This is a genomic window from Sporosarcina sp. USHLN248 (assembly GCF_037144575.1).
Lineage (GTDB): Bacteria > Bacillota > Bacilli > Bacillales_A > Planococcaceae > Sporosarcina > Sporosarcina contaminans.
On record NZ_JBBCZC010000018.1, the window covers coordinates 14,146 to 34,353 of the forward strand.

16 protein-coding genes and 1 pseudogene are annotated in these 20,208 nt (G+C 40.5%); 8 read left to right on the forward strand and 9 right to left on the reverse strand.

The genetic code is table 11. From position 1 onward, the window contains the following. The first annotated feature begins 56 nt into the window (after positions 1-56). From WFH04_RS09025 to WFH04_RS09040, 5 genes are all read left to right on the forward strand, one after another. Positions 57-926, forward strand: a complete 870-nt coding sequence (locus WFH04_RS09025) for a DMT family transporter (RefSeq protein ID WP_336823725.1) — start codon at positions 57-59, stop codon at positions 924-926. Further along, positions 923-1,834 carry an aminopeptidase gene (locus tag WFH04_RS09030; RefSeq protein ID WP_336823726.1) on the forward strand — a complete coding sequence of 304 codons (912 nt, stop codon included), beginning with the start codon at positions 923-925 and terminating at the stop codon, positions 1,832-1,834. The genes WFH04_RS09025 and WFH04_RS09030 overlap by 4 nt, the downstream gene beginning before the upstream one ends. 171 nt (positions 1,835-2,005) lie before the next feature. After that, positions 2,006-2,164, forward strand: coding sequence for a DUF1259 domain-containing protein (locus WFH04_RS18370; RefSeq protein WP_408020180.1), 159 nt, complete (start codon positions 2,006-2,008; stop codon positions 2,162-2,164). Between the two features lie 880 nt (positions 2,165-3,044). After that, positions 3,045-3,476 carry a hypothetical protein gene (locus tag WFH04_RS09035; RefSeq protein ID WP_336823727.1) on the forward strand — a complete coding sequence of 144 codons (432 nt, stop codon included), beginning with the start codon at positions 3,045-3,047 and terminating at the stop codon, positions 3,474-3,476. A gap of 911 nt (positions 3,477-4,387) precedes the next feature. Continuing rightward, positions 4,388-4,759 (forward strand): peptidylprolyl isomerase, encoded by a 372-nt coding sequence (locus WFH04_RS09040; protein ID WP_336823728.1) that lies wholly within the window; start codon positions 4,388-4,390, stop codon positions 4,757-4,759. A gap of 584 nt (positions 4,760-5,343) precedes the next feature. Here the strand turns inward: WFH04_RS09040 and WFH04_RS09045 are convergent. From WFH04_RS09045 to WFH04_RS09075, 7 genes are all read right to left on the reverse strand, one after another. Further along, positions 5,344-6,660, reverse strand: coding sequence for a purine-cytosine permease family protein (locus WFH04_RS09045; RefSeq protein WP_336823729.1), 1,317 nt, complete (start codon positions 6,658-6,660; stop codon positions 5,344-5,346). A gap of 372 nt (positions 6,661-7,032) precedes the next feature. After that, entirely contained in the window at positions 7,033-7,347 is a 315-nt protein-coding gene (locus WFH04_RS09050) for a cupin domain-containing protein (protein ID WP_336823730.1), read from the reverse strand. Positions 7,348-7,367: 20 nt separating this feature from the next. Next, complete coding sequence (locus WFH04_RS09055; RefSeq protein WP_336823731.1) at positions 7,368-9,098, reverse strand: hydantoinase B/oxoprolinase family protein; 1,731 nt, start codon at positions 9,096-9,098, stop codon at positions 7,368-7,370. Position 9,099: 1 nt separating this feature from the next. After that, positions 9,100-11,142 (reverse strand): hydantoinase/oxoprolinase family protein, encoded by a 2,043-nt coding sequence (locus WFH04_RS09060; RefSeq protein ID WP_336823732.1) that lies wholly within the window; start codon positions 11,140-11,142, stop codon positions 9,100-9,102. Positions 11,143-11,160: 18 nt separating this feature from the next. After that, a complete protein-coding gene (locus WFH04_RS09065; RefSeq protein ID WP_336823733.1) occupies positions 11,161-11,706 on the reverse strand; it encodes a helix-turn-helix domain-containing protein in 546 nt (181 codons plus the stop codon). A 585-nt stretch (positions 11,707-12,291) separates the two neighbouring features. After that, entirely contained in the window at positions 12,292-12,786 is a 495-nt protein-coding gene (locus tag WFH04_RS09070) for a GNAT family N-acetyltransferase (protein ID WP_336823734.1), read from the reverse strand. A 62-nt stretch (positions 12,787-12,848) separates the two neighbouring features. Beyond that, entirely contained in the window at positions 12,849-13,319 is a 471-nt protein-coding gene (locus tag WFH04_RS09075) for a DinB family protein (protein WP_336823735.1), read from the reverse strand. A 158-nt stretch (positions 13,320-13,477) separates the two neighbouring features. On the opposite strand from WFH04_RS09075, the pseudogene WFH04_RS09080 reads away from it, so the two are divergent. Beyond that, a pseudogene (locus tag WFH04_RS09080) lies at positions 13,478-13,690 on the forward strand (NAD(P)-dependent alcohol dehydrogenase); the annotation flags it as partial. A gap of 67 nt (positions 13,691-13,757) precedes the next feature. On the opposite strand, the gene WFH04_RS09085 reads toward WFH04_RS09080, so the two are convergent. After that, positions 13,758-14,717: a threonine ammonia-lyase gene (locus WFH04_RS09085; RefSeq protein ID WP_336823736.1), complete on the reverse strand. Its 960-nt coding sequence runs from the start codon at positions 14,715-14,717 to the stop codon at positions 13,758-13,760. A 449-nt stretch (positions 14,718-15,166) separates the two neighbouring features. Here WFH04_RS09085 and WFH04_RS09090 point away from each other — a divergent pair, with 449 nt between their 5' ends. Next, positions 15,167-17,452, forward strand: a complete 2,286-nt coding sequence (locus tag WFH04_RS09090; RefSeq protein WP_408020181.1) for a S9 family peptidase — start codon at positions 15,167-15,169, stop codon at positions 17,450-17,452. A 44-nt stretch (positions 17,453-17,496) separates the two neighbouring features. On the opposite strand, the gene WFH04_RS09095 is transcribed toward WFH04_RS09090, so the two are convergent. Next, positions 17,497-17,892, reverse strand: coding sequence for a VOC family protein (locus WFH04_RS09095; protein WP_336823737.1), 396 nt, complete (start codon positions 17,890-17,892; stop codon positions 17,497-17,499). 516 nt (positions 17,893-18,408) lie between these two features. On the opposite strand from WFH04_RS09095, the gene WFH04_RS09100 reads away from it, so the two are divergent. Then, positions 18,409-20,145, forward strand: coding sequence for a methyl-accepting chemotaxis protein (locus WFH04_RS09100; protein ID WP_336823738.1), 1,737 nt, complete (start codon positions 18,409-18,411; stop codon positions 20,143-20,145). Positions 20,146-20,208 lie beyond the last annotated feature (63 nt).

A 20,208-nucleotide genomic window follows, 5' to 3' on the forward strand; every position in this document is an offset into this window, starting at 1 on the left:
CGTTTTAGGATGCTATAACGTTTGAAAATCAGCCATGTTAGGATAGGGGGAGTAGTTTGCCAACGATCGCATTACTCGTACTTAGTTTGTTATGGGGATCTACGTTTTATTTCACCAAATTACTTTTGCCCGAGTTCCATCCTATATCGATTGTCTTTTTTCGATGTTTGTTCGGAGCCCTCCTGCTAGTGCCGTTTTTCGTTGTCAGGAAAGGGTATAAGGAGTTATCGTGGAAGAAGCTCCCGTTATTAATGGGAATCCCTTTGCTCAGTGCAGGCGTACCTTGGATGATAATGAGCAGTAGTTTACGCCACTTGGATACAACAATTAGCGCTGTATTAAATGCAACCGGGCCCATTTTTGGCGTATTGCTTACGTTATTTTTACTGAAGGGGAAAGTGAAAAAGCAGGAGATCGCAAGTGTAGCGGTTGGATTCACTGGCATATTCATTGCATTCCTCTTTGGTTCTTCTTCAGTAGGAAACGTTCAATTCACAAGCGCACTTATGTTGCTTTTAGCTGTTAGTTTATATGCACTGTCAGCGGTGTTAACGAATCGATTCCTTGACGGATATTCTGTCGTAACACTCTCATTCGTTACGATGGTCATGGGTACATTATGTGCCACTCCTCTTATGCTGCTTATGGAGCCTGCAAGTTATAGAGGATTAGGTGAATTTCGAAATGTTTTCTTGTTCTTTCTGTTAGGTGCAATCAATTCAGGTGCGGGTAATCTCCTCTATTATTATATTGTGAAATCAGGAGGCCCTATTTTTGCCTTATCGATTACCTATTTAATGCCGTTAACGACGATTCTATTAGGTTTCTTTTTGTTGAATGAACCGGTTGGCATTGGAACCTTAATTGCGTTATTGTTCGTTTTATACAGTGTGTATTTATCAAAACGAAAGGATGTTAAACAATGAATGACTTCCAACAAACTGTTGCTGCATTAATGGTGAACAACTTTGCAGTAGAAAAAAATGTGAGTATTTTGGTGTTAATGGATAGAAGTACAGAAAAAGTAGGGAGGAAATTTGCAGAGGCGTTAAAGGATGACGGTTGGCAGGTTACCACTCATTGTATGGAGGATCGGAAAAAGTCGGGAGAAGAGCCGCCGGAAGAAACAGCAAATGAAATGCTGAATTATGAACTTGTTTTCTGTTTAACGAAGCACTCTTTAACACATACGGTGGCGCGTAAAAATGCAAATGCAAAAGGAATAAGCGTTATCACGATGCCTGGCATTACCGAAGACATGTTTTTACATGGAGCAATGTCAGCAGATTACAGCAAAGTAGAAGCAGAAACAATGGAAATGACAGGAAAACTGACAGAAGCTAAAATGGTTACGATTCGAACTGGAAAGAATTATGAGCTTGTCATTCCTGTACAAGGTAGAGACGGAGTCCCAAGCACAGGCGTGTTCAGGGAACCGGGCGCATCTGGAAACCTCCCATCCGGGGAAGCTTACATAGCTCCACCTGAAGGCGAAGCAGAAGGAACGATTGAAATCAACGGTTCAATTGCCGGCATAGGCTTACTTGAACATCCTGTAGTGTTGACGATTGAAAAAGGTCGTCTCGTGAATGCGACGGGAACAGATGGAGAAACGTTGCTCACACTGTTAGGTGATGGAGATGGACGGTATCTTTGTGAACTTGGCATCGGAACGAACCATGCAGCCCGCTTAACTGGTAATATTCTTGAAGATGAAAAAGCATACAACACAATCCACATCGCATTCGGCTCCAACCACACATTTGGAGGTACTATTAAAACAAACGTGCATATTGATTGTGTAACGAAAAATCCGACTGTGGTTTGGGAGTAGAATGTACAATAAATTAGTATGCTACGAGCCGGCCAATATTTCTGGGTCGGCCTGTGTATAGTGGGTGTTGTCGTTACATCGGCAAAGTGAAGGAATTGGCCGATTATAACAATAGGAAAGACGCAAGGTGCAGAGGCGAAACCGTTGTTCTCGAAAGCGAAATAAATTCTTTTGTTAACGAAACTCCGACAGAATGGGCTTGTTCTGACCACCGTTCACAACTACTGCTTATTCGACATTCCACGCCTTATGTACATGCGCTACCAAGCGATTGACCTTCCACTCTTTTTTGCAAGAAGGGTACAGAATGCCCGAAGTGTGCTGGTATAGGTACCACGGTTAAAGACTCTGAGGTGAGGATTCATTAGTTAAAGATAACTTGGTTTTCATGAATCCCCCAACAATTAGGCAATCAGCATATTAACTAATCAAAATGATTATGAAGCATTAGAACTACATTTTTATCATTAGGAAAGGAGATACCATGTGAAATGGTTATATCTCCTTTCTTTTATTTTTTATGTCAATATCGAGAAATGAATGAGCTTAAAAACTCAATTCTTCCATAATATATGACACATAGGACTAAGAATGATTACATTACAAGTTTTATAACGGTTATTAAATTTGAAGAGCTAATTATGTAGTATCCCACGTCCATGTTCTTATAGACATTACGAATTCGAATTAAAAGCAAGTGGTCTAAGATTATATTATGGAATATGAAGGCATCTAACGTTTGCCTTTGTTGCGTTATTTTATATGTAAGGAAACAGGAAGTTCGAATACCCGTGGGTGCACAGTATGGCGTTGGGAGGAATCAGACAAATCGAAAAAAATAGGTTACTTTTGAGATGAAAATACCGCAGATTTTAACGCCTAAACAACAGCAAATCAATGATTAGAGGACACTTTACTATTTGTGGCAGATTCCAAAGCAGGAGGAATTTAATAGTAAATCCGATTGTAGTTAGAATAGCTGCAAAACGAATTAGGAATGGTGGTCTGAATCCGAAAACTGATGAAGTATATCTCCTTGATGATATTACGAATCCGGACGATCGTCAGGCAATCGAAGATTCTTGAAAATAAGAAAGGTATTTAACGTAGCATAAGATAGCGTTGAGCGTTATTTTTATGCCATAAGAAGGGATTTGTCTACAGTTGTCGAAAATTAGTAGACAATTAGTAGACAATTGGAGGTGGAATATTGATCTACAAACTGTATTTTAGTGTATCTAATATGGATGAAAGAAATGATTACTGGGTTCCATTAATGAACTACTTTTTAGCACAATCAGATAATATAGAAATCCATTGTTGGAGTGAAGAGGAGGTGGTTGTCGAGGAAACAAAATCTATACTCAAAGGCTCATTTGAAATAAATTTAGAAAACAATCTTACTATTTTCAAGGGGAATGTAGCTCCAGATCTAGTAAATCATCTATTATGGTGTAACAATGTAAATGTTGAGGGGAAGATAAAGTGGTTCTCTATTTTTTTAAGTAAAAATGCCACCGCTATTTTTAGTTCCGAACATTGGGGTACGGAATTTTTTGCAACCAATGTCGATGAAAAAGATATAGCATTTATTAAATCAGTAATGCCAAAAGAAACTAATTTCCATCAATATATGAAGTGAGATGACTATTGCCTTTTTGAACTTGCATGTTAATGCGGCAAGTGCAATTTGAATTGAGGTGTAGAGAAGATGGTTCAGACACAATTTACATTGCGGGTTGGAATAGGTCTACAAGTATTATTCTTTGTTTTATTCTTCGGAGCTATTTTGCCAAGAATGAACAGTATATTTGGTGCGACTGTTTGTTTTATCATAAGTTTATTAAGTTTAATCATGGGTGTTAAATCCTTAAAACAGTAGTTCAAACCCGTTTTATCAATGATAGTTATAGCTATTGCGATTCTAATTTTGGCATTTACATTATACGCTTATTTCATAACAGAAGCTGGGATTCCACCATTGATAATGCGATAAATATTAAACGGGTGTTTAAGTTTAATAAGCAAAATTAATGTCAACAGTGACCTGTTGGCTTTTTCTGACGCAATAGGACCCTTATGTTCATCATCAATACCAAATAGGGGTTTATTAATAAGTAAAGAGGACTCCTCCATTGTTATCGGGGCAGACCTTTATCGGAAAAAAGTTTTACCGATATGAAGTGAAATATCAACCTCCAAAACATTCTGTTTCAGTTTCTGCTTTAGTAATGAACATCGCGCCCAGATATTTGGGAAATGCCAGGAGAGGATGTTGAAGTAGGTGAACCTTTAGACAAGGCGTTTTCAGAGAAGGTTTAGAGAAGGCGGGGATTGTAATCCTTCCCGATGGTATAACGGGTGTCTATTATAATGAGACGAAGCTTTACCTGATCTGTAGTTTTAGAGCTGAATATGTTAATGGTGGAACAAAAATTCAACCAGAAGAAATAAAAGAAGCGAGATCCATAGAAATAAAAAGCTTAAAATAGATATATCTATTTTAGAAGTGGAACGCTTGTATCTAATTACATGGCGGAAGGAGTGAAAGGTTTGAAGAAAGCTTTTGTATTAGTACTTTTGTTAATTTCAATTTTATCGGCTTGTAATTCATCAAAATTGAGTTTTAGCGAAATTGATAATGTACCTAATAAGGTGCAAGATAAAGTTGATTCGAATTTAAAACTTCAATCAATCACTGATAGAGGAAAGGGATATTATATTGTTTTTCATTCAAGTGGTGATGTAGAAGCAGATTTCGAAACACAAGGGGATACTGTACTAATAAAGTTTAATGAAACCAATCTACAAGATGACGTTGTAAAGCAACATACATTTTATTTAACGACAGATCCAGAACATGATGTAATAGATGTTCATGTCAATGGTGAATCTGTGCCTTTTGATGGGGTGACAGTTCAATGATGAACAGGACGTTCATGTTCCTTCGCGTTTGTCATGATTTCTTTATCGGGTTAGTGCGATCCATCTTCGTACATAGCTGTTTTTGATGAAAATTTATTAGCGTGTAAGGAAGATAATTTTCATCAGGTCACAGAAATCTATTACAAATGGCAATAAATTAGGAAGGGTTTAATTAAAGGTGATATTTGAATGACAATCGAAAAAAGAAAAATAGTGTCATCGAAGATTAGGTGGTTTGATGAACAAGAGAACGAATAATTGCGCCCAATATAATGTTGTAATCATGAACCCACCTACATCTTCGACTTTGAAAGATACCCCCAAATTGGCTCCAACGATAATTCGTAAGGGAATTATCGTTGAAACCTAAACGATTTTGTAAACTTGATATGGATCAGGATTTTCGAGCTAACTCATTATAGCGCCAAATATTTTTGTTAATAGAACAAGCAGGACTCACGATAAAAAACGTGAGAGGACTGCTTGTTTTTAATTTCCTTTTTATTGCTCCCTTAATCCTTTTCGGCCAAGGCTTCTTTAAAGTCGTTCGTTTTTTTCTATCGGCTTCTTTTAGATGAAATCGATCAACTTGTGAATTGATCAGGTGCAATGTTTTTCTTGATTTTCATTGCAACGACGTAAACGATGAGTGAAATGAGTAGTGATTGAACTGCTGGTAATCCGGTAGGATATACATATTGAGTGATGTAACCGACCGCTACGCCTGCAATAATAGCAATTGTCGCCATCCAGTTCCACCCTGGAGTTTCAACCCATTTTTGTTTTCGAATGATGAAAAAGTCTCCCATCATAATGCCCCCAATCGCAGGATAGAGAAGGGCGGTCAAGTACAGGAAGTCTTCAAAGTAATCAAGAATCCCCATAAGAGCTACGATAATAGCCAATATTGTGCCAAGCAATGTCAATAGAGCGCGGCCTTTGCCGGAGTTTACATTTAACACGTTTGCCAAAGCAAGTCCCATACTGTAGTTATTAACCAATTGAGATGTCCAAGTTGCCAGCCATAAGATGAGGAATCCCCAGAATGGGAATCCTAAGTTCATCATGACGTTTACGATGTCCGCATCCCCAACGCCGACGGACATGACCGCACCGACGATGAAGAGAGGGAAGCCGATGACCGCAATTCCACTCGGGATCAACCAATTATCTTTCCATTTCGGCTTGGCATAACGCGTGTAGTCAGAAGCGATTACCCATTGGGAAACATTGACTCCAATTACTAAACTGATTGCGGCTAAAATGGTCATGCTTGGTTCTGGATTCCATGACAGGATCGCATCAAATCCAGTGTTTTTCATAGAAAGATAGATACCTCCGATAATTAATAGAAGGCCGGAAGGGACTGCAAGATAATCCGTCCATTTCATAGAGTTATAGCCAATGATGGATGGGAGAGCGAAAAGAAATCCAGCTATCGTTGTTACAAGTGCCCATCCGAACCAATTCGTATGGTAGTCAATGCCAAACATTGCGGACATTGCATTGCCAGCTACTGCAGTTTGTAACGCCCACCAGCCTAAAGACACGATAAAGATCGTGAAACCGACAATAACCCTTGCTTGGACGGAACCGAAGCTGGATTTGGCAATGACGGACGAGGAGCGTCCCGTTTTCGCACCAATATAGCCTTGTAGTGCATTCCCAACCCATTGGAATCCGAATAGTGAAATAATTAAAATCAAAAATATTTTACTTAAACCGAAGTTCGCCGCTAAGGAAGCACCTACCATGAGAACCGGAATTGTGAATTCCAAGCCTCCGAAAATCATCGCAGGTGTTAGCCAATGTTGCCGTTCATTTTCAGGGACTGGAGCTAGCGCATTGTCTTTGCCCAATAAATCTGTATCTGTATGGCTCTGATTTTGTTGTTGTTCCATCCTTACACCCCTTTTGTTGCGTGAATTTGTATGAAAAAAGCTGAGCTGCCCACATTTCGAGATGTGTTGGGCTCTCAGCCTATCCGTAAAAAACTATGCATTCGAGCAGTAGTGTTATCATTTTTACTATCAATTCATTGGTTAATTGGTCAGTTCACGTTATAGCAATCGCAGCTGCCTTCCACCATAAGACTGGGGCGAATAGAAGCCTCGGCCTTATGGTTTTGGCTGCTCAAAATGGGCGGCTGCAAGAGGATGAAGAGATTCAATTTCTGTACGGCATTCGTCCTTGTGGTAACCGAAAATGACAGTCGCAGAACGGATATTCTCGAACGTCTTGCAGTGAGCGCACCATTGTTGTAGAATTCGAACTTACGCTTTTACGAGCGCAAAGATGATTTCTACCGGTTCATCGCCTTCATTTACACTCCAATGGGGCTCACCGGCAGGGATAAAAGAAGCTTCTCCGGCTGTAATTTCATAAGGGACACCGCCAGATTCGCCCTTCAGCGTGCCATTTATAATGAAAGAGTATTCTTGTTCTTCATGAAACGTAGTGCCTTCGCTTGGCAGTCTTTCGCCAGGCGGTACCGATACATATCCGAATTTGACTTCCGCTCCGGGATATTGATCATGGAATAAGTTTTGTACGATGTCTTTTGTCTCTTGTGGTGTATTTTTCTTCATTCTTAGTAGCCTCCTAATAGTTATCTTCCGGGCAGTTCTTTATAGTCAAATGTTTCTGGATCAACTTCGACTAAGAAATGTTCACGTGCTTCTTCCACCGTGAAATAATCATTTTTTACATCCATTGCAACCTGAGCCGCCGGACGTTCTTTCGGATCGCCATATCCTCCGCCAGTGCCAGTCATGAGGCGGACGACGTCATTCGTGTCCAATTTATAACGGGGGTAGACACCATAAGGTCCGTCTGTTTCCCCATCTGATGTGACGACGTAAAATTCATTCGGTGAACCATCGCGTCCATTTGCAATTCCCCATGGTAGGAACTGATTGCGGCCGAATGTCACAGTGACAGCTTGGCCGTCTGACATGGCACGATAGGAACGGATGACTCCTTTACCGCCGATGTATTTACCTGCCCCGGCTCCATTGCCATCTTGCCGTAAACTGTATTCATCCAACATAACGCCGTATCTCGTTTCGGCAACTTCAACAGGCACATTGTATGTTTCGCCATCGGCCATACAAAATTGTCCAGACTCGCCGTCTTTCCGGTCCGAAGCTCCCCAGCCGCCGACAGATGGTTCAACGATGAGGAACGGCTCATCTGTGTCTTGGTGAGTGCCTGACAATGTTACTGCGCAAACAGATAAGAAATGGCCTGCTGTCAAGCGGTTCGGCAAATGCGGTGCCATCGCTTTCCAAACAAGATCGAGACTTCCAAGCAGCGTTTCAAAATAATTGGAAACGGGAACTGGTCGTTCAGCCGACATGATGGATTTAGGATCGACGATTACTTTCAATGGGCGGAAAACCCCGTCATTTACGTCTTGATCAGGATTTGTAATTGCCAAAAAGATCGTCCGAACCGCTGAAACGAGTCCTGTATAGGAACAGTTTACAGGGCCTACTACTTGAGGAGAGCTTCCTCTGAAATCGCAGATGAATTCATCATCCGTAATCGTCACTTTCACCTTAATCGGGAAAGGGCCATTTCCAACTCCGTCCGTGTCGATGAAGTCCTCGGCAGTAAAAGTTCCTTTCGGAAGATTTTTCAATTCCTGACGTGCAATCTCTTCGCCATGATCAAGCAAGTAGTTGATCGCAGCAAGAATCGTTTCTTTTGAATGTTTTTCGCACAGTTCTTGCAAACGACGATCACCCGTTCGAAGTGCAGCGACTTGCGCCCACATGTCACCAAGCGAAAGATCAGGGAAGCGGACGTTTGAACGGATGATTTCAACAATCGCATCATTCACTTTTCCTTCATCGAAAAGTTTAAGGCAAGAGAACTGGAGACCTTCTTGGAAAATATCGACCGAGTCGTTCGTGAATGAACCTGGATCTTTGCCTCCAACCTCTGTCCAGTGTGCTTTATTTGCAGAGAAGGCAATGATTTCACCTTCATAGAAAATTGGCATGACGAGACCGACATCAGATAAGTGTGAGCCCCCGCCTTGGTACGGATCATTAATGATAATAATGTCGCCAGGTTTCAATTGGTCGCCCGGATATTTATTCAATGTTTCTTTTACCATGAACGTTAGCATGCCGATGAATCCCGTAACGCCATTTCCTTGTGTTAAGAGGTTTCCTTTCGCATCGGTTAGGCCGCTTGCATAATCAAGCACTTCATAGATGATCGGGCTCATGGACGTCCGTGCTAGTGCAACGAACATCTCATCACCGGCGGCCAATAGGGAGTCTTTTACGATTTCCAATGTGAACGGATCGATTTTAGTTGTGTTGGTCATCTTAGTTGTCCTCCTTTTCGATGATAATGTTGCCGTAGTCGTCCAAATAGAGCTTTTGCTGTTCATAAATGACCGTGACTGCCGCTTTTTCTTCGATTATCGCAGGTCCTGCAATCACTTCGTTTGTCGGCAGCTTGTCTCTGTCGTAGACAGGTGTTGGAACCCAGCCTTTATTTTCGTAATAGACGTCACGGTCTTCTTTTTTCGCTTCTGCCAATGAACTTGTTCGTTCAATTTTGGAAATGATCGGTTTTTCAACTTTCCCGAACGCCGTCACGTGTAGGTTGACGATTTCCGTTTGGGCATCTTCCAATTTGAATGTATAGTTCTTTTCATGTAGCTTGTGGAAGTTTTCGATAGCTTGCTTTTTCACTTCTTCCGACCATTTGCCGTTTGCAACAGGCACTTTCACGGTATGTTCTTGTCCAAGGTAACGCATATCGGCAAAACGGTGGAACTCTACATTTTCCGCTTCCATACCTTCTTCGCTGAAGTGCTGCAATGCGTTGCGTTCTATCTCTTCCCACTGGCGATCAATCTCTTCCGGTGCCAAATCGTTCATCCGCTTAATATACGTTTGAATATAGTCGTGACGAAGATCGGTCATGAGCATGCCCCATGCGGAGAAGACAGGTGACGCAATCGGCACGACTACTTTTTTAACGCCAAGTTCAAGTGCCAATGCCGGTGCGTGCATGGAGCCACCGCCACCAAAAGCTAACAATGTGAAATCTTGCGGATTGTAACCTTTTCGAATTGAAATCAATTTCAGCGCATTCAGCATATTGGAGTTGGCAATCCGAATGATGCCGAGAGCCGCTTCCTCAGGTGAAATTCCAAAATGGTTTCCGATTTTTGTGTCAATTGCAGAGCGAACGGCATCTAAATTTACGTTATAATCAAAATTCTTTGGAGACAACCGTCCGGTGAGCAGATTTGCATCTGTCGTTGTCGGTTCAGTTCCGCCTTGACCGTAAGCGACAGGACCTGGGTTGGCACCCGCAGATTGCGGACCGACTTTCAAGGAACCTGCCCGGTCAATCCAAGCAATAGAGCCGCCGCCATTACCGATTTCAACAATATCGACGACTGGTGTCTTAATTGGATAGCCAGCACTTCGGTTATCTCTTTCGATGTAATAATCCGTGGATACTTTCACCTCTCCGTTTTCGATCAGTGAGCATTTGGCTGTCGTTCCGCCAATATCAAACGCAATGATATTTTTTTCTCCGATCATTTCACCTAAAACAGCTGCGCCAAAAATACCAGCGACCGGTCCGGATTCAACCATATTAATCGGTGCTTCTTTCGCTTTATCGAACTTAGTTGTACCGCCGTTCGATTGCATGATATATCGCTGATCAATCTCCGCCTGAGTTTTTAATTCATTTTCAAGCCGGTCAATATAAGTAGTAGCTGCAGGCTGCACGTATGCGTTTAACACAGCCGTATTTGTCCGCTCATATTCCCGCCATTCCTGTGTAATGTCGCTCGAAGCGGTAACTTTCACTTCAGGCCACAGTTCCTTAATTAGTTGAACAGTTTGATGTTCGTGTGCAGGGTTTCTGTAAGAATGGAGGTAAGAAACAGCGATTGCCTCTACGCCTTCCTTTTTAAAGTATTCAATGCACTCTTTAACTTCATCCGCATTCAATTCGCGCAACACTTCACCTTTATAATTCATGCGCTCATCTACTTCACGTCGCAAATATCGCTCAACGAATGGTGTCGGTTTTTCATAGTTTACATTAAAGAGATCCGGACGGTTTCCTCGAGCAATTTCCAATACATCACGGAATCCCTTCGTTGTAATCAGAGCTGTTTTAGCCCCTTTTCTTTCCGTTAACGCATTGATGATAACGGTTGTCCCATGAATGAACATCGAGATGGACGACTGATCGACACCGCTTTTCTTGATGACATCCAACACACCCTTTTCAAAGTTTGGTGGAGTCGTACTGCTTTTATCAATCCCGATATTCCCATTCTCATCCACGTACACTAAATCGGTGAAAGTTCCCCCGATATCTGTAGCTACTCTCATGTTGTTCACACTCCTGTATTAGAAAATGATTGGTGTCACGATACTTAAAACAATACTTTCCGTTGAAAGCGGGTTTTCCCATTGGTGATTCAAGCTGGAAGGATAGTGGATTGTATCTCCTTCGAACAAATGAAACTTCTGTTCATTCAAATAGAAAATCACTTCGCCCTTTAGCACGTAGTAGAATTCTTCTCCATTGTGGCTAAAGGAATGCTGCTCATGCATATGTGGCGGCAGTACAACTTTTAAAGGCTCCAATTTCCGGTTGTTGAACGTACCTGTTAGTCTTGTATATTCTTGGCTGCCAGAGCTTGTTGTAAAACTATGATGCTCGTTTGCACGAACAACGTAATTTTGCTGTGGATTTTCTTCCATAAAGAAATAATTGATATGGATTCCAAGTGCATCAGAGATCTTTTTAAGTGAGGTGATGGATAAGGAAGATGCACCCCTTTCAATTTGAGATAAAAAACTGAGTGACAATCCAGTTTGTTCACTCAATTCCTTTAGCGTAAGATTACGCTCCTGCCGTAAAGACTTGATCTTAATGTGAATTTCATCCATTACGAATATCCTTTCAGAATTGAAGTATATGTGTAACAGTTACGAATATAGCATAATCATTTTTGAGTTGCAAGGACTATTGATAATTGTCTGTAAACTTATTTTGGAAGAGGATTATATTTTTTCCATTTTAAAAGAAATTAAAATACACTTAAAACACTGAAATGAAAGCTTTTATGACCGTAAAAAGGAGTCTCACATGAAGTGGTCTTAAAAGGATGAAGTAGAGACAGAAAAAATAAAAAATTGTGGAAAAACAACCAACCATTACAGGGAGATGGTAGATTACTTTTCAGGCGATTACAATTGGATAATAGTGCAACAGCGAAAATAGCGACTCAGTCATCGATGTAATTCAACCTTGCCCACAAAATTGTGTCATTGTAGAGGAGAAAAATGGGAGGAATAAAATAAGCACCCGTTCCACAAAAAATGTGGGAAAGGGGCTTATATTCGTTTGTATATCATTTTATTATAACTATTTTTCAAAATAGGGAGTTGAAGTCTCTTTCAATGAGTACGCCTACAAATTTAAGCTAGTTCGTCCAATTGGTGAATACTCCCTCCAAAGCTTTCAAGCACTCATCAAACCTTCAAATGCAAAATATGTTGCGGACCTTTTGGGCCTTCATAATATTCGTTCCGATCAACAAATCCTGTTTTTAAATAGAGATTGTGCGCAGGCGTATTTTTCTTGTTAACCCCGAGGACAATTTCGTCAGTATTAGGTAGGTGTTTTCTAACAAACTCACGTAAAAGCTGCAACGCGATTTTGGCCAATCCCTTTCCTTGATTTCGAAAATCAATTGAGAAAGATGTTAGTAAACGAGCATTCGGATTATTACTATACTTTAAAAGCTTTTCGCCATCTTCTAAAGCAAAATAACCTACTGGAACATCGTTTTCGAGAATCAGGATATGTTTAGCAGTGTTAGAAACAATCGGGTTATTAATTTTCACTAAAGGCGCACTTGTAAATTGAAGTTGTTCTTCTGGTAAATGGTAATTCACTAAATGCTCGTCATATGTATCGTTGTACTCAACTAATACAACTGAAGTTTGTAAGTCGTTGGATTTCATTGTAGGAGCCTCCGGTTAAAATAGTGTAATCGCAAAAATGCATAGCATCCAAGGTAGATCATTTAATCCCAAATATTAACTCTTGGGATCCCTGCCGTTCGTAAATAATCTAACAATTGGCCGGTATGAATTGATTCATGATAGGCGACTCTTAGCAGCATGTCCCCCAAGCTTCTTATGTATCCCGTATCAGAACGATCAATTGTAATGCTAGATAAATCTTCTTCTGAAAAGGTTTGAATCGTTTCTATGAACTGATTTCGAAAGGGCTCTGCAAATTCCAATTCCGCATCTACAGTAGAAAAAGGTCGATTTTCAAATGGAGAGTTAAACACTTCTAAACTGCCTCGGTTTTGAATGGCTAAATGGTAATAGTGCTCACTTTCTAACACATGCCGAATCATCTCTAAACAAGTCATTGCCTCATCGTCGGGCTTCCAGTTCAGTTTTTCTTGTGGAATCGATGTCCATACTTTTCTACTTCTTCTGCGTACTTCGTTGAAATTTAAAAGAATTAAGTTTATTGAATGCATATGTACCTCTCCTTTCATTCGTATGTAGTTATTATAAACGAATAAATGTTCGTGTGAAAGAGTAAGTTTTTGTTCACAGTGAGTGGCGGATTAATGAGGGTATATAGTTTGGGAAACATACGCAATAAAATGTAATAAGAGGATATTCTCGTTTTGAAGATCTTATGGCTGAAGGTAGAACAATGGTAGGTGTTATCGAAGGCGATGCCGTGCCACGGCTATTTATACCAGAGTTGGTTGAATACTACAAACAAGGAATGTTCCCATTCGATAAATTAGTTAAGTTCTATCCGTTTGATCAAATTAATGAGGCGTTTGAAGACTCGAAAAATGGCGAAGTCATTACGCCTATCTTGAAAATTAGCGAATAACTACCAAAAAAGGAATTCAGTAAATACTGGATTCCTTTTTAGGTTCTTAATTATTCGTAGCGTATTGTCATTCCGCAACCTCTACAATTAGTTGACGTATCTTTTCCAAATCAACATTTCCACCAGAAATAACCGTTACGATGTTTTTTCCTTGGAGATTCAGTTTGTTAAACATTGCTGCAGCGATCGTTGTAGCACTTGACGGTTCAATCAGTTGTTTCGTGCGTTCCATAACGAAACTGAAGGCTTGGCGGATTTCATCCTCGCTCACAAGAACAAGATCATCTAAATATTTCATAAGAACAGGGAAGGTGAGATCACCGGGCTGGTTCGTTCGTAAACCATCTGCAATGGTAGTCGTAGACTTGATTGCGGTAATTTTCTTGATTTGCAATGAAAGGTAGGTATCATTAGCGATCTCAGGCTCTACGCCGATCACTTTGATTTTCGGATTCGTTTCTTTAATGGCAGTCAGAATTCCGGAAAGAAGTCCACCGCCTCCAACAGGCACAATGATGGCGTCAATCTGATCCACTTGCTCTAACATTTCCAAACCAACCGTTCCTTGGCCTGCCATAATGAATGGGTCGTCATAAGGGGGGATGAATACGCCATTTTCTTGATCGGCAATCGCTTGTGCTCTTGGCAAACGTTCTGCAGAAGTTGTCCCGCACATTTCGACTTTGCCATTGTATGCTTTGATGGCGTTCACTTTGCACTTGCTCACATTATCAGGAACAACAATTGTTGCTGGAACACCATATTGATTGGCAACGTAGGCAACGGCTTGGCCATGATTGCCAGATGACGCAGCTGTTACATATTTTGCACCGTTTTCAATTGAATGGATGACTTTATTGCTTGCTCCACGTATTTTAAAAGAACCCGTTTTTTGTAAGTGCTCCGATTTTAAAAACAGTTGATTCCCACATATTTTCGAGAGTTGTTCTGACTGTAGAATTGGTGTGGTAGGGGTTATACCGCTAATTCGTTCTCTCGCGTCTTTTACATGTTTTACAGAAATCATGACGTTTTTATCCCTCCTAATTGTTCTATGGAATAATACTTTTATTATAGCTTTTCCGGAGAAACGGGGATAGGGGGAGTACCTTAAAACGCCTGGAAGTGTATCCAAGCGTTTTTGTCGATATTATTTATACCTTTTGGCTACAACATATTGAGCAAATGGGAAAACGTTTATTGATAAGTCAAAAACAGTGAACAGGTTCTTGAAAGGGTCAGCCTTCCTACATTTGATTATTTACATCCATAACCGATGTTTGCATACATACTTTTTCGCTTAAGAAAAATACTAACATTTTACTTCTACAAACTTCCCGATCTAAAAATTTCCATTTTAAATGAAACCATTCTCCACTCATTTCGTAATTGTTATAAAAGTCTACTTACTCAGTTGACTTTCTTTATTGTATATGTGTACTATGTAAGTAATACAGTTGAAGGGGGATTTTACCAGTGAAAAAACAAGCGTTACTTGCAGCAATGGCTTCAGCGCTTATAGTGACTTATCCAATAGGTGCTCAAGCGAACGACTCAATTCGGACCATCGATCGGGAAACTGTTCGTGTTGCCGAAAATGTAAAAGCGGAGGCTCCTGTATCCGTAGACGATTTTATCCAATCTGCTTTGGACGTACTGACGTATCAACACGGGTCGAAAGAAATGAGAGAGGAAATTGTAAAGCGTTGGACTGGGGACACTGAAGTAGGCTCTACAAAGGATATTACGAAAGGCGACATTTCTAAAGTATTAGTCCGGGCTCTTGGCATTGAGGAAAAGGAAGAGACGATTTCTGACTACATGCAATCCGCAAAGATTCATGGGCTTTTAAAAGTTTATAGTCAAGCGGATGAAACCGTTACAGCAGAAGAAATGGAAAGCATTCTTGAGAACGCTAAACAATACATGTTAAAAGGAATCGATAATAAAGGGGTCAGTGAAATTTCGGTAGAAGATTTCATGAAGAACCCTGGGGATTTCGGTTTCGAGATGTCACCAGATGGAGAGTACATTTCATATAGCTCCGAGTGGGAAAATCGTATGAATGTCTTTGTTAAAAAGATGAATGGTGAGGATGAGCCGATTCGTGTAACAAGCTCAAAAGATCGGGATATCGCAGCATCCTTTTGGAAGGGCGACCACATTTTATACGTAAAAGACAATGGCGGTGATGAAAACTACCATATTTATTCGTCCAGCTTCAACGGTCAGGAAGAACGTGACTTGACGCCATATGAAGGTGTTCGTGTTCAATTAATTAGCAATTTAACGGATGTCGAAGATGAAATTCTCATTGGAATGAACAAAGAAGATCCGACTGTCTATGATGTGTATCGACTCAATATTAAAACCGGCGAATTAGATCATGTAGCAAAAAACCCAGGCAATATTGCTGGATGGCTCGCTGATCATGAAGGTAAAATTCGAATTGCGATTGAATCAGATGGGGTGGATAGTACAATTCTCTACCGCGAAACGGAAGAGGATGAATTTAAACCGTTTGTCCAAACGGAAGCGGGAGATATGGTTTCACCCATTGCATTCTCGAAAGATAACAAATCCATTTATGCATTGTCTAATAAGGAGCGCGATAAAATTGAATTAGTCGTCCTTGACCTGGAGGGAAATGAAAAAGTTCTTTATTCTAACCCCCACGTCGATGTTACAGGCGTTTTTTATCACTCCACGACAGATGCCATATTAGCAGGTGCTTATTTTACGGATAAACTTCACTACGTGTTTTTCGATGAAAAATTCGAAAACCTCTTTAATAATTTAATGGATGAATTGAACGTAAGTGAAAGTGAATTGTCTATTGAAGATTACAATAAAGAACTGACGAAGTTTATTATTTCCGTGTCAAGTGACAAGGAATATGGCACCTATTATTATTACGATACAGAAACGGAAGAACTAACTAAACTGACAGAATTGGCTTCGTGGTTAGACCGGGAAACGCTTGCAGATATGCATCCGATTTCGTACACAAGCCGAGATGGCTTGACGATTCACGGCTATTTAACATTGCCGAAGAATAAGAAGCCAGAGCAATTGCCGTTGATCGTCAACCCGCATGGCGGCCCTTGGGCACGTGATGTATGGGGGTATAATCCGGAAGTACAACTCCTTGCCAATCGTGGTTATGCGGTTCTCCAAGTAAACTTCCGCTCCTCCACTGGATACGGAAAAGCATTCACGGATGCAGGGAATAAGCAATGGGGCTTGAAAATCCAAGATGACATTACAGATGGCGTCCAATGGGCAATCGATCAAGGCATTGCAGATCCTGATCGGATCGGCATTTACGGGGCTTCGTTCGGAGGCTATGCGACATTAGCGGGCATTACGTTCACTCCGGATTTATATGCGGCAGCTGTAGACTATGTCGGCGTCTCAAACATCTTTACATTACTCGATACGATCCCGCCATATTGGGAAACGATGAGAAACGATCTATACAAACGAGTCGGCCATCCAGAAGAGGATAAGGAATTGCTTGAAGCGGTTTCTCCGGTTTTCCATGCCGATAAAATTAAAACACCTCTATTTGTCGCGCAAGGTGCAAACGACCCTCGTGTCAACAAGGCTGAATCCGATCAAATCGTGGAAGCTTTGAAGAAGAGAGGCATCGATGTTGAATACATGTTAAAAGAAAATGAAGGACATGGATTCCAAAATGAAGAAAACCGCATTGAATTTTATCATGCGATGATCGAGTTTTTTGATAAACATTTAAAATGACAGAAAGTCCCCTCGGCTGTAGTAAACGAGGGGACTTCTTTACCTTACTTCGCATGTTCATCGGGTTGATGAATCCCGAAAATATTGCCTTCCGTGTCGTGATAATACCCTTGCCACGCCAATCCAGGGAGGGCGTGTTTCGATTTGGCTACTACGCCGCCATTTGCTAAAATCTTCTCTTCTGTAACGTCATAATCTTCCACAGCCATTGTGCATGCATACCCATTTAAGGCTTGACCAACCTCAGGAGGTGCGCTTTGTCGCTTCATTAAAGCGCCGTTAATACCTACTTCAGCATCATCGCCCGTAACTGCCCCAAAGTACGGCATGCCTGCATAATCGCTCCAATCTTGAAAGGACCAGCCAAACACCTCTCCGTAAAACTTCTTTGCACGTTCCATGTCATCTACATGAATTTCAAAATGAATTAATCTCCCCATAAGTTCCCTCCTTATTATTTTTATAATTATCAAACTTTTGAAATTGATTTTATCATAAGGGAATGAACACTGTAAATGATCAGCAAATGTTTTTAGAAAAAATATATGTTCTTTTAAGGTTTGTAGTCATGAGATAGGTGTTTGCCCAGCTTGGCTTGAAAACGCTTGTCAGACAAGGCGCGAAGTCGAGCGAAGACCCGAATAGAACTTAGGTTCATGAGGGGACGAGCGAGACGAGCAACGCAGTATGCGAGCGTTTGTCAACAAGCTGATCCTTCTAATTACCAAAACTATGAAAAAGCGATGTGTGTCGAAAAGACTATAATTTTATATTAATCAGTCGATATAAACAATATCACTAATGCAATATGAAACGATTGTAAAACATGTCTGATTGCATAATAAAAGAATCAGGAAAAACGGTAGTTTCTATTTTTATTACCTTTATATACTACAAACATTAGGTGATGGATATGGACATTAGTGGAATACTTGGAGATTTAAGGAGGGTGAGCTGTGAAAAATCGGTGGCATAGTATTTCTGTAAAAATGTTATCATTACTCACTGTTATTATTGTGTTTTCAGTATCTATTATTGGGGCAATTAGCTATTATGTTGCTAAAAATCAGTTGATTAATGCAGGGAAACAAGAATTATATCATATCGTAAATAGCTCTTTTGCGACATTAGAAGCAATCAATAAACAGGTGGAAAATGGTAGCATTCGTTTAGAAGAAGCGAAAGATGAAGCGAGAATCCTATTGAGTGGACCGAAGCTTGAAAATGGAGAACATGATTATAAGAAGTCTCACTTTCTGTATAAGGGAGAAGGGTATATCTTAGGGTATGATGGAAATTTTTCTTCCCAAGTTCATCCAAGTAATCCAGTCGGAGATATTCCGGAAGATACGACCAATAGAGAAAAGATGGTAAAAGGTTCGCTTGCTGAAAATATAGAGGATCGCTATGTCTATTTTGATGATTTTAATAGTGACGACGGCGTGACAAGAAAAAAAATCACCTATATGGAACATTTTGAGCCATGGGATTGGTATATAGGAATTACTGTATTTGAAGATGAGTTTTATGAAGATTTGGCCATTGTGAAGACGATTATTGTCGTTGGTACACTTATTATTATTTTAATCAGCATTACCGTATTTTATTTGGCGATTAGAAAGAAAATAACTTTGTTAAAGGATGTCACTGCATTATCTTTGAGCATCGCGGATGGGAACATTCAGGAGACTCATTTGACTGAATCGAAGGATGAGATCGGTCAATTAGCAAAGGCGTATAATACGATGTCCTTTAAATTGCGTCAGTTGCTTCAGAACGTTGGTGAAAAGGCGGAGCTATTGGCATCTTCTTCAGAAGAGTTGAATGCAAGCTCAGAACAAAACAGTCAAGCGACAGAACAGGTTGCGAATGCAATTCAAGAAGTGGCAATCGGTACGGAGCAGCAAACAGAAATGGTAAAACAAACAACTGAAGTTGTAAAAGAAATGTCTTTAGGAATTCATCAAATTGAAGAGAACTCCCAAAACGTTTCTCGCACGTCCAATGAAGCACTATACATTGTAAGGAATGGAGAACAGGCAATACAACTATCTGTTGAACAAATGCAATCCATTAATGAGTCTGTTACGGATTTAGGAAAAATCATTTATTCATTAGAAGAACGTTCAGAGGAAATTAATCAAATTGTGAATGTAATATCTGATATTGCAGACCAAACCAATCTTTTATCTTTAAATGCAGCCATTGAAGCGGCAAGAGCCGGTGAAAATGGAAAAGGCTTTGCAGTTGTGGCAAATGAGGTGAGAAAGCTATCGGAGCAGTCGGCAAAATCAACGGAGACCATTCGTCACCTTATCTCTTCCATTCAAGGGGATACACGACAAGCAGTGGCGTCCATGAATAAAGGGGCAGAAGAGACTGAAAAGGGCATTAATGTTGTAAACGATGCAGGGAATTCATTTAAACAGATCCAGCAATTTGTGTATAATGTCTCTCATCAAATTCAAGAAGTATCGGAATCAATTGAGCAAATGACGAAAGGAACAGAACAAGTAGTGGAGGCCGTTCGAGCAATTGATGAAATAGCTAACAAAACGACTTATCAAAGTCAGGATGTCTCAGCCGCGACAGAGGAACAATTAGCCTCTATGGAAGAAATCGCATCGTCGGCATCTTCGTTATCCTATATGGCTGAAGAATTACAAGAGGCGGTTGGAAAGTTTCGATTGTAATTCGAAGCTGATCGAACTCGTGAAGATTTGTAGAGAGTGGCGAAAATCTAAGGTCATTTGACT

Bases quoted from the DNA above. Each gene is read 5' to 3' on its own strand.
- WFH04_RS09030 (WP_336823726.1), top strand. From the start codon at position 923: ATGAATGACTTCCAACAAACTGTTGCTGCATTAATGGTGAACAACTTT.
- WFH04_RS09045 (WP_336823729.1), bottom strand. From the start codon at position 6,660: ATGGAACAACAACAAAATCAGAGCCATACAGATACAGATTTATTGGGC.
- WFH04_RS09050 (WP_336823730.1), bottom strand. From the start codon at position 7,347: ATGAAGAAAAATACACCACAAGAGACAAAAGACATCGTACAAAACTTA.
- WFH04_RS09055 (WP_336823731.1), bottom strand. From the start codon at position 9,098: ATGACCAACACAACTAAAATCGATCCGTTCACATTGGAAATCGTAAAA.
- WFH04_RS09060 (WP_336823732.1), bottom strand. From the start codon at position 11,142: ATGAGAGTAGCTACAGATATCGGGGGAACTTTCACCGATTTAGTGTAC.
- WFH04_RS09065 (WP_336823733.1), bottom strand. From the start codon at position 11,706: ATGGATGAAATTCACATTAAGATCAAGTCTTTACGGCAGGAGCGTAAT.
- WFH04_RS09070 (WP_336823734.1), bottom strand. From the start codon at position 12,786: ATGAAATCCAACGACTTACAAACTTCAGTTGTATTAGTTGAGTACAAC.
- WFH04_RS09075 (WP_336823735.1), bottom strand. From the start codon at position 13,319: ATGCATTCAATAAACTTAATTCTTTTAAATTTCAACGAAGTACGCAGA.
- WFH04_RS09085 (WP_336823736.1), bottom strand. From the start codon at position 14,717: ATGATTTCTGTAAAACATGTAAAAGACGCGAGAGAACGAATTAGCGGT.
- WFH04_RS09095 (WP_336823737.1), bottom strand. From the start codon at position 17,892: ATGGGGAGATTAATTCATTTTGAAATTCATGTAGATGACATGGAACGT.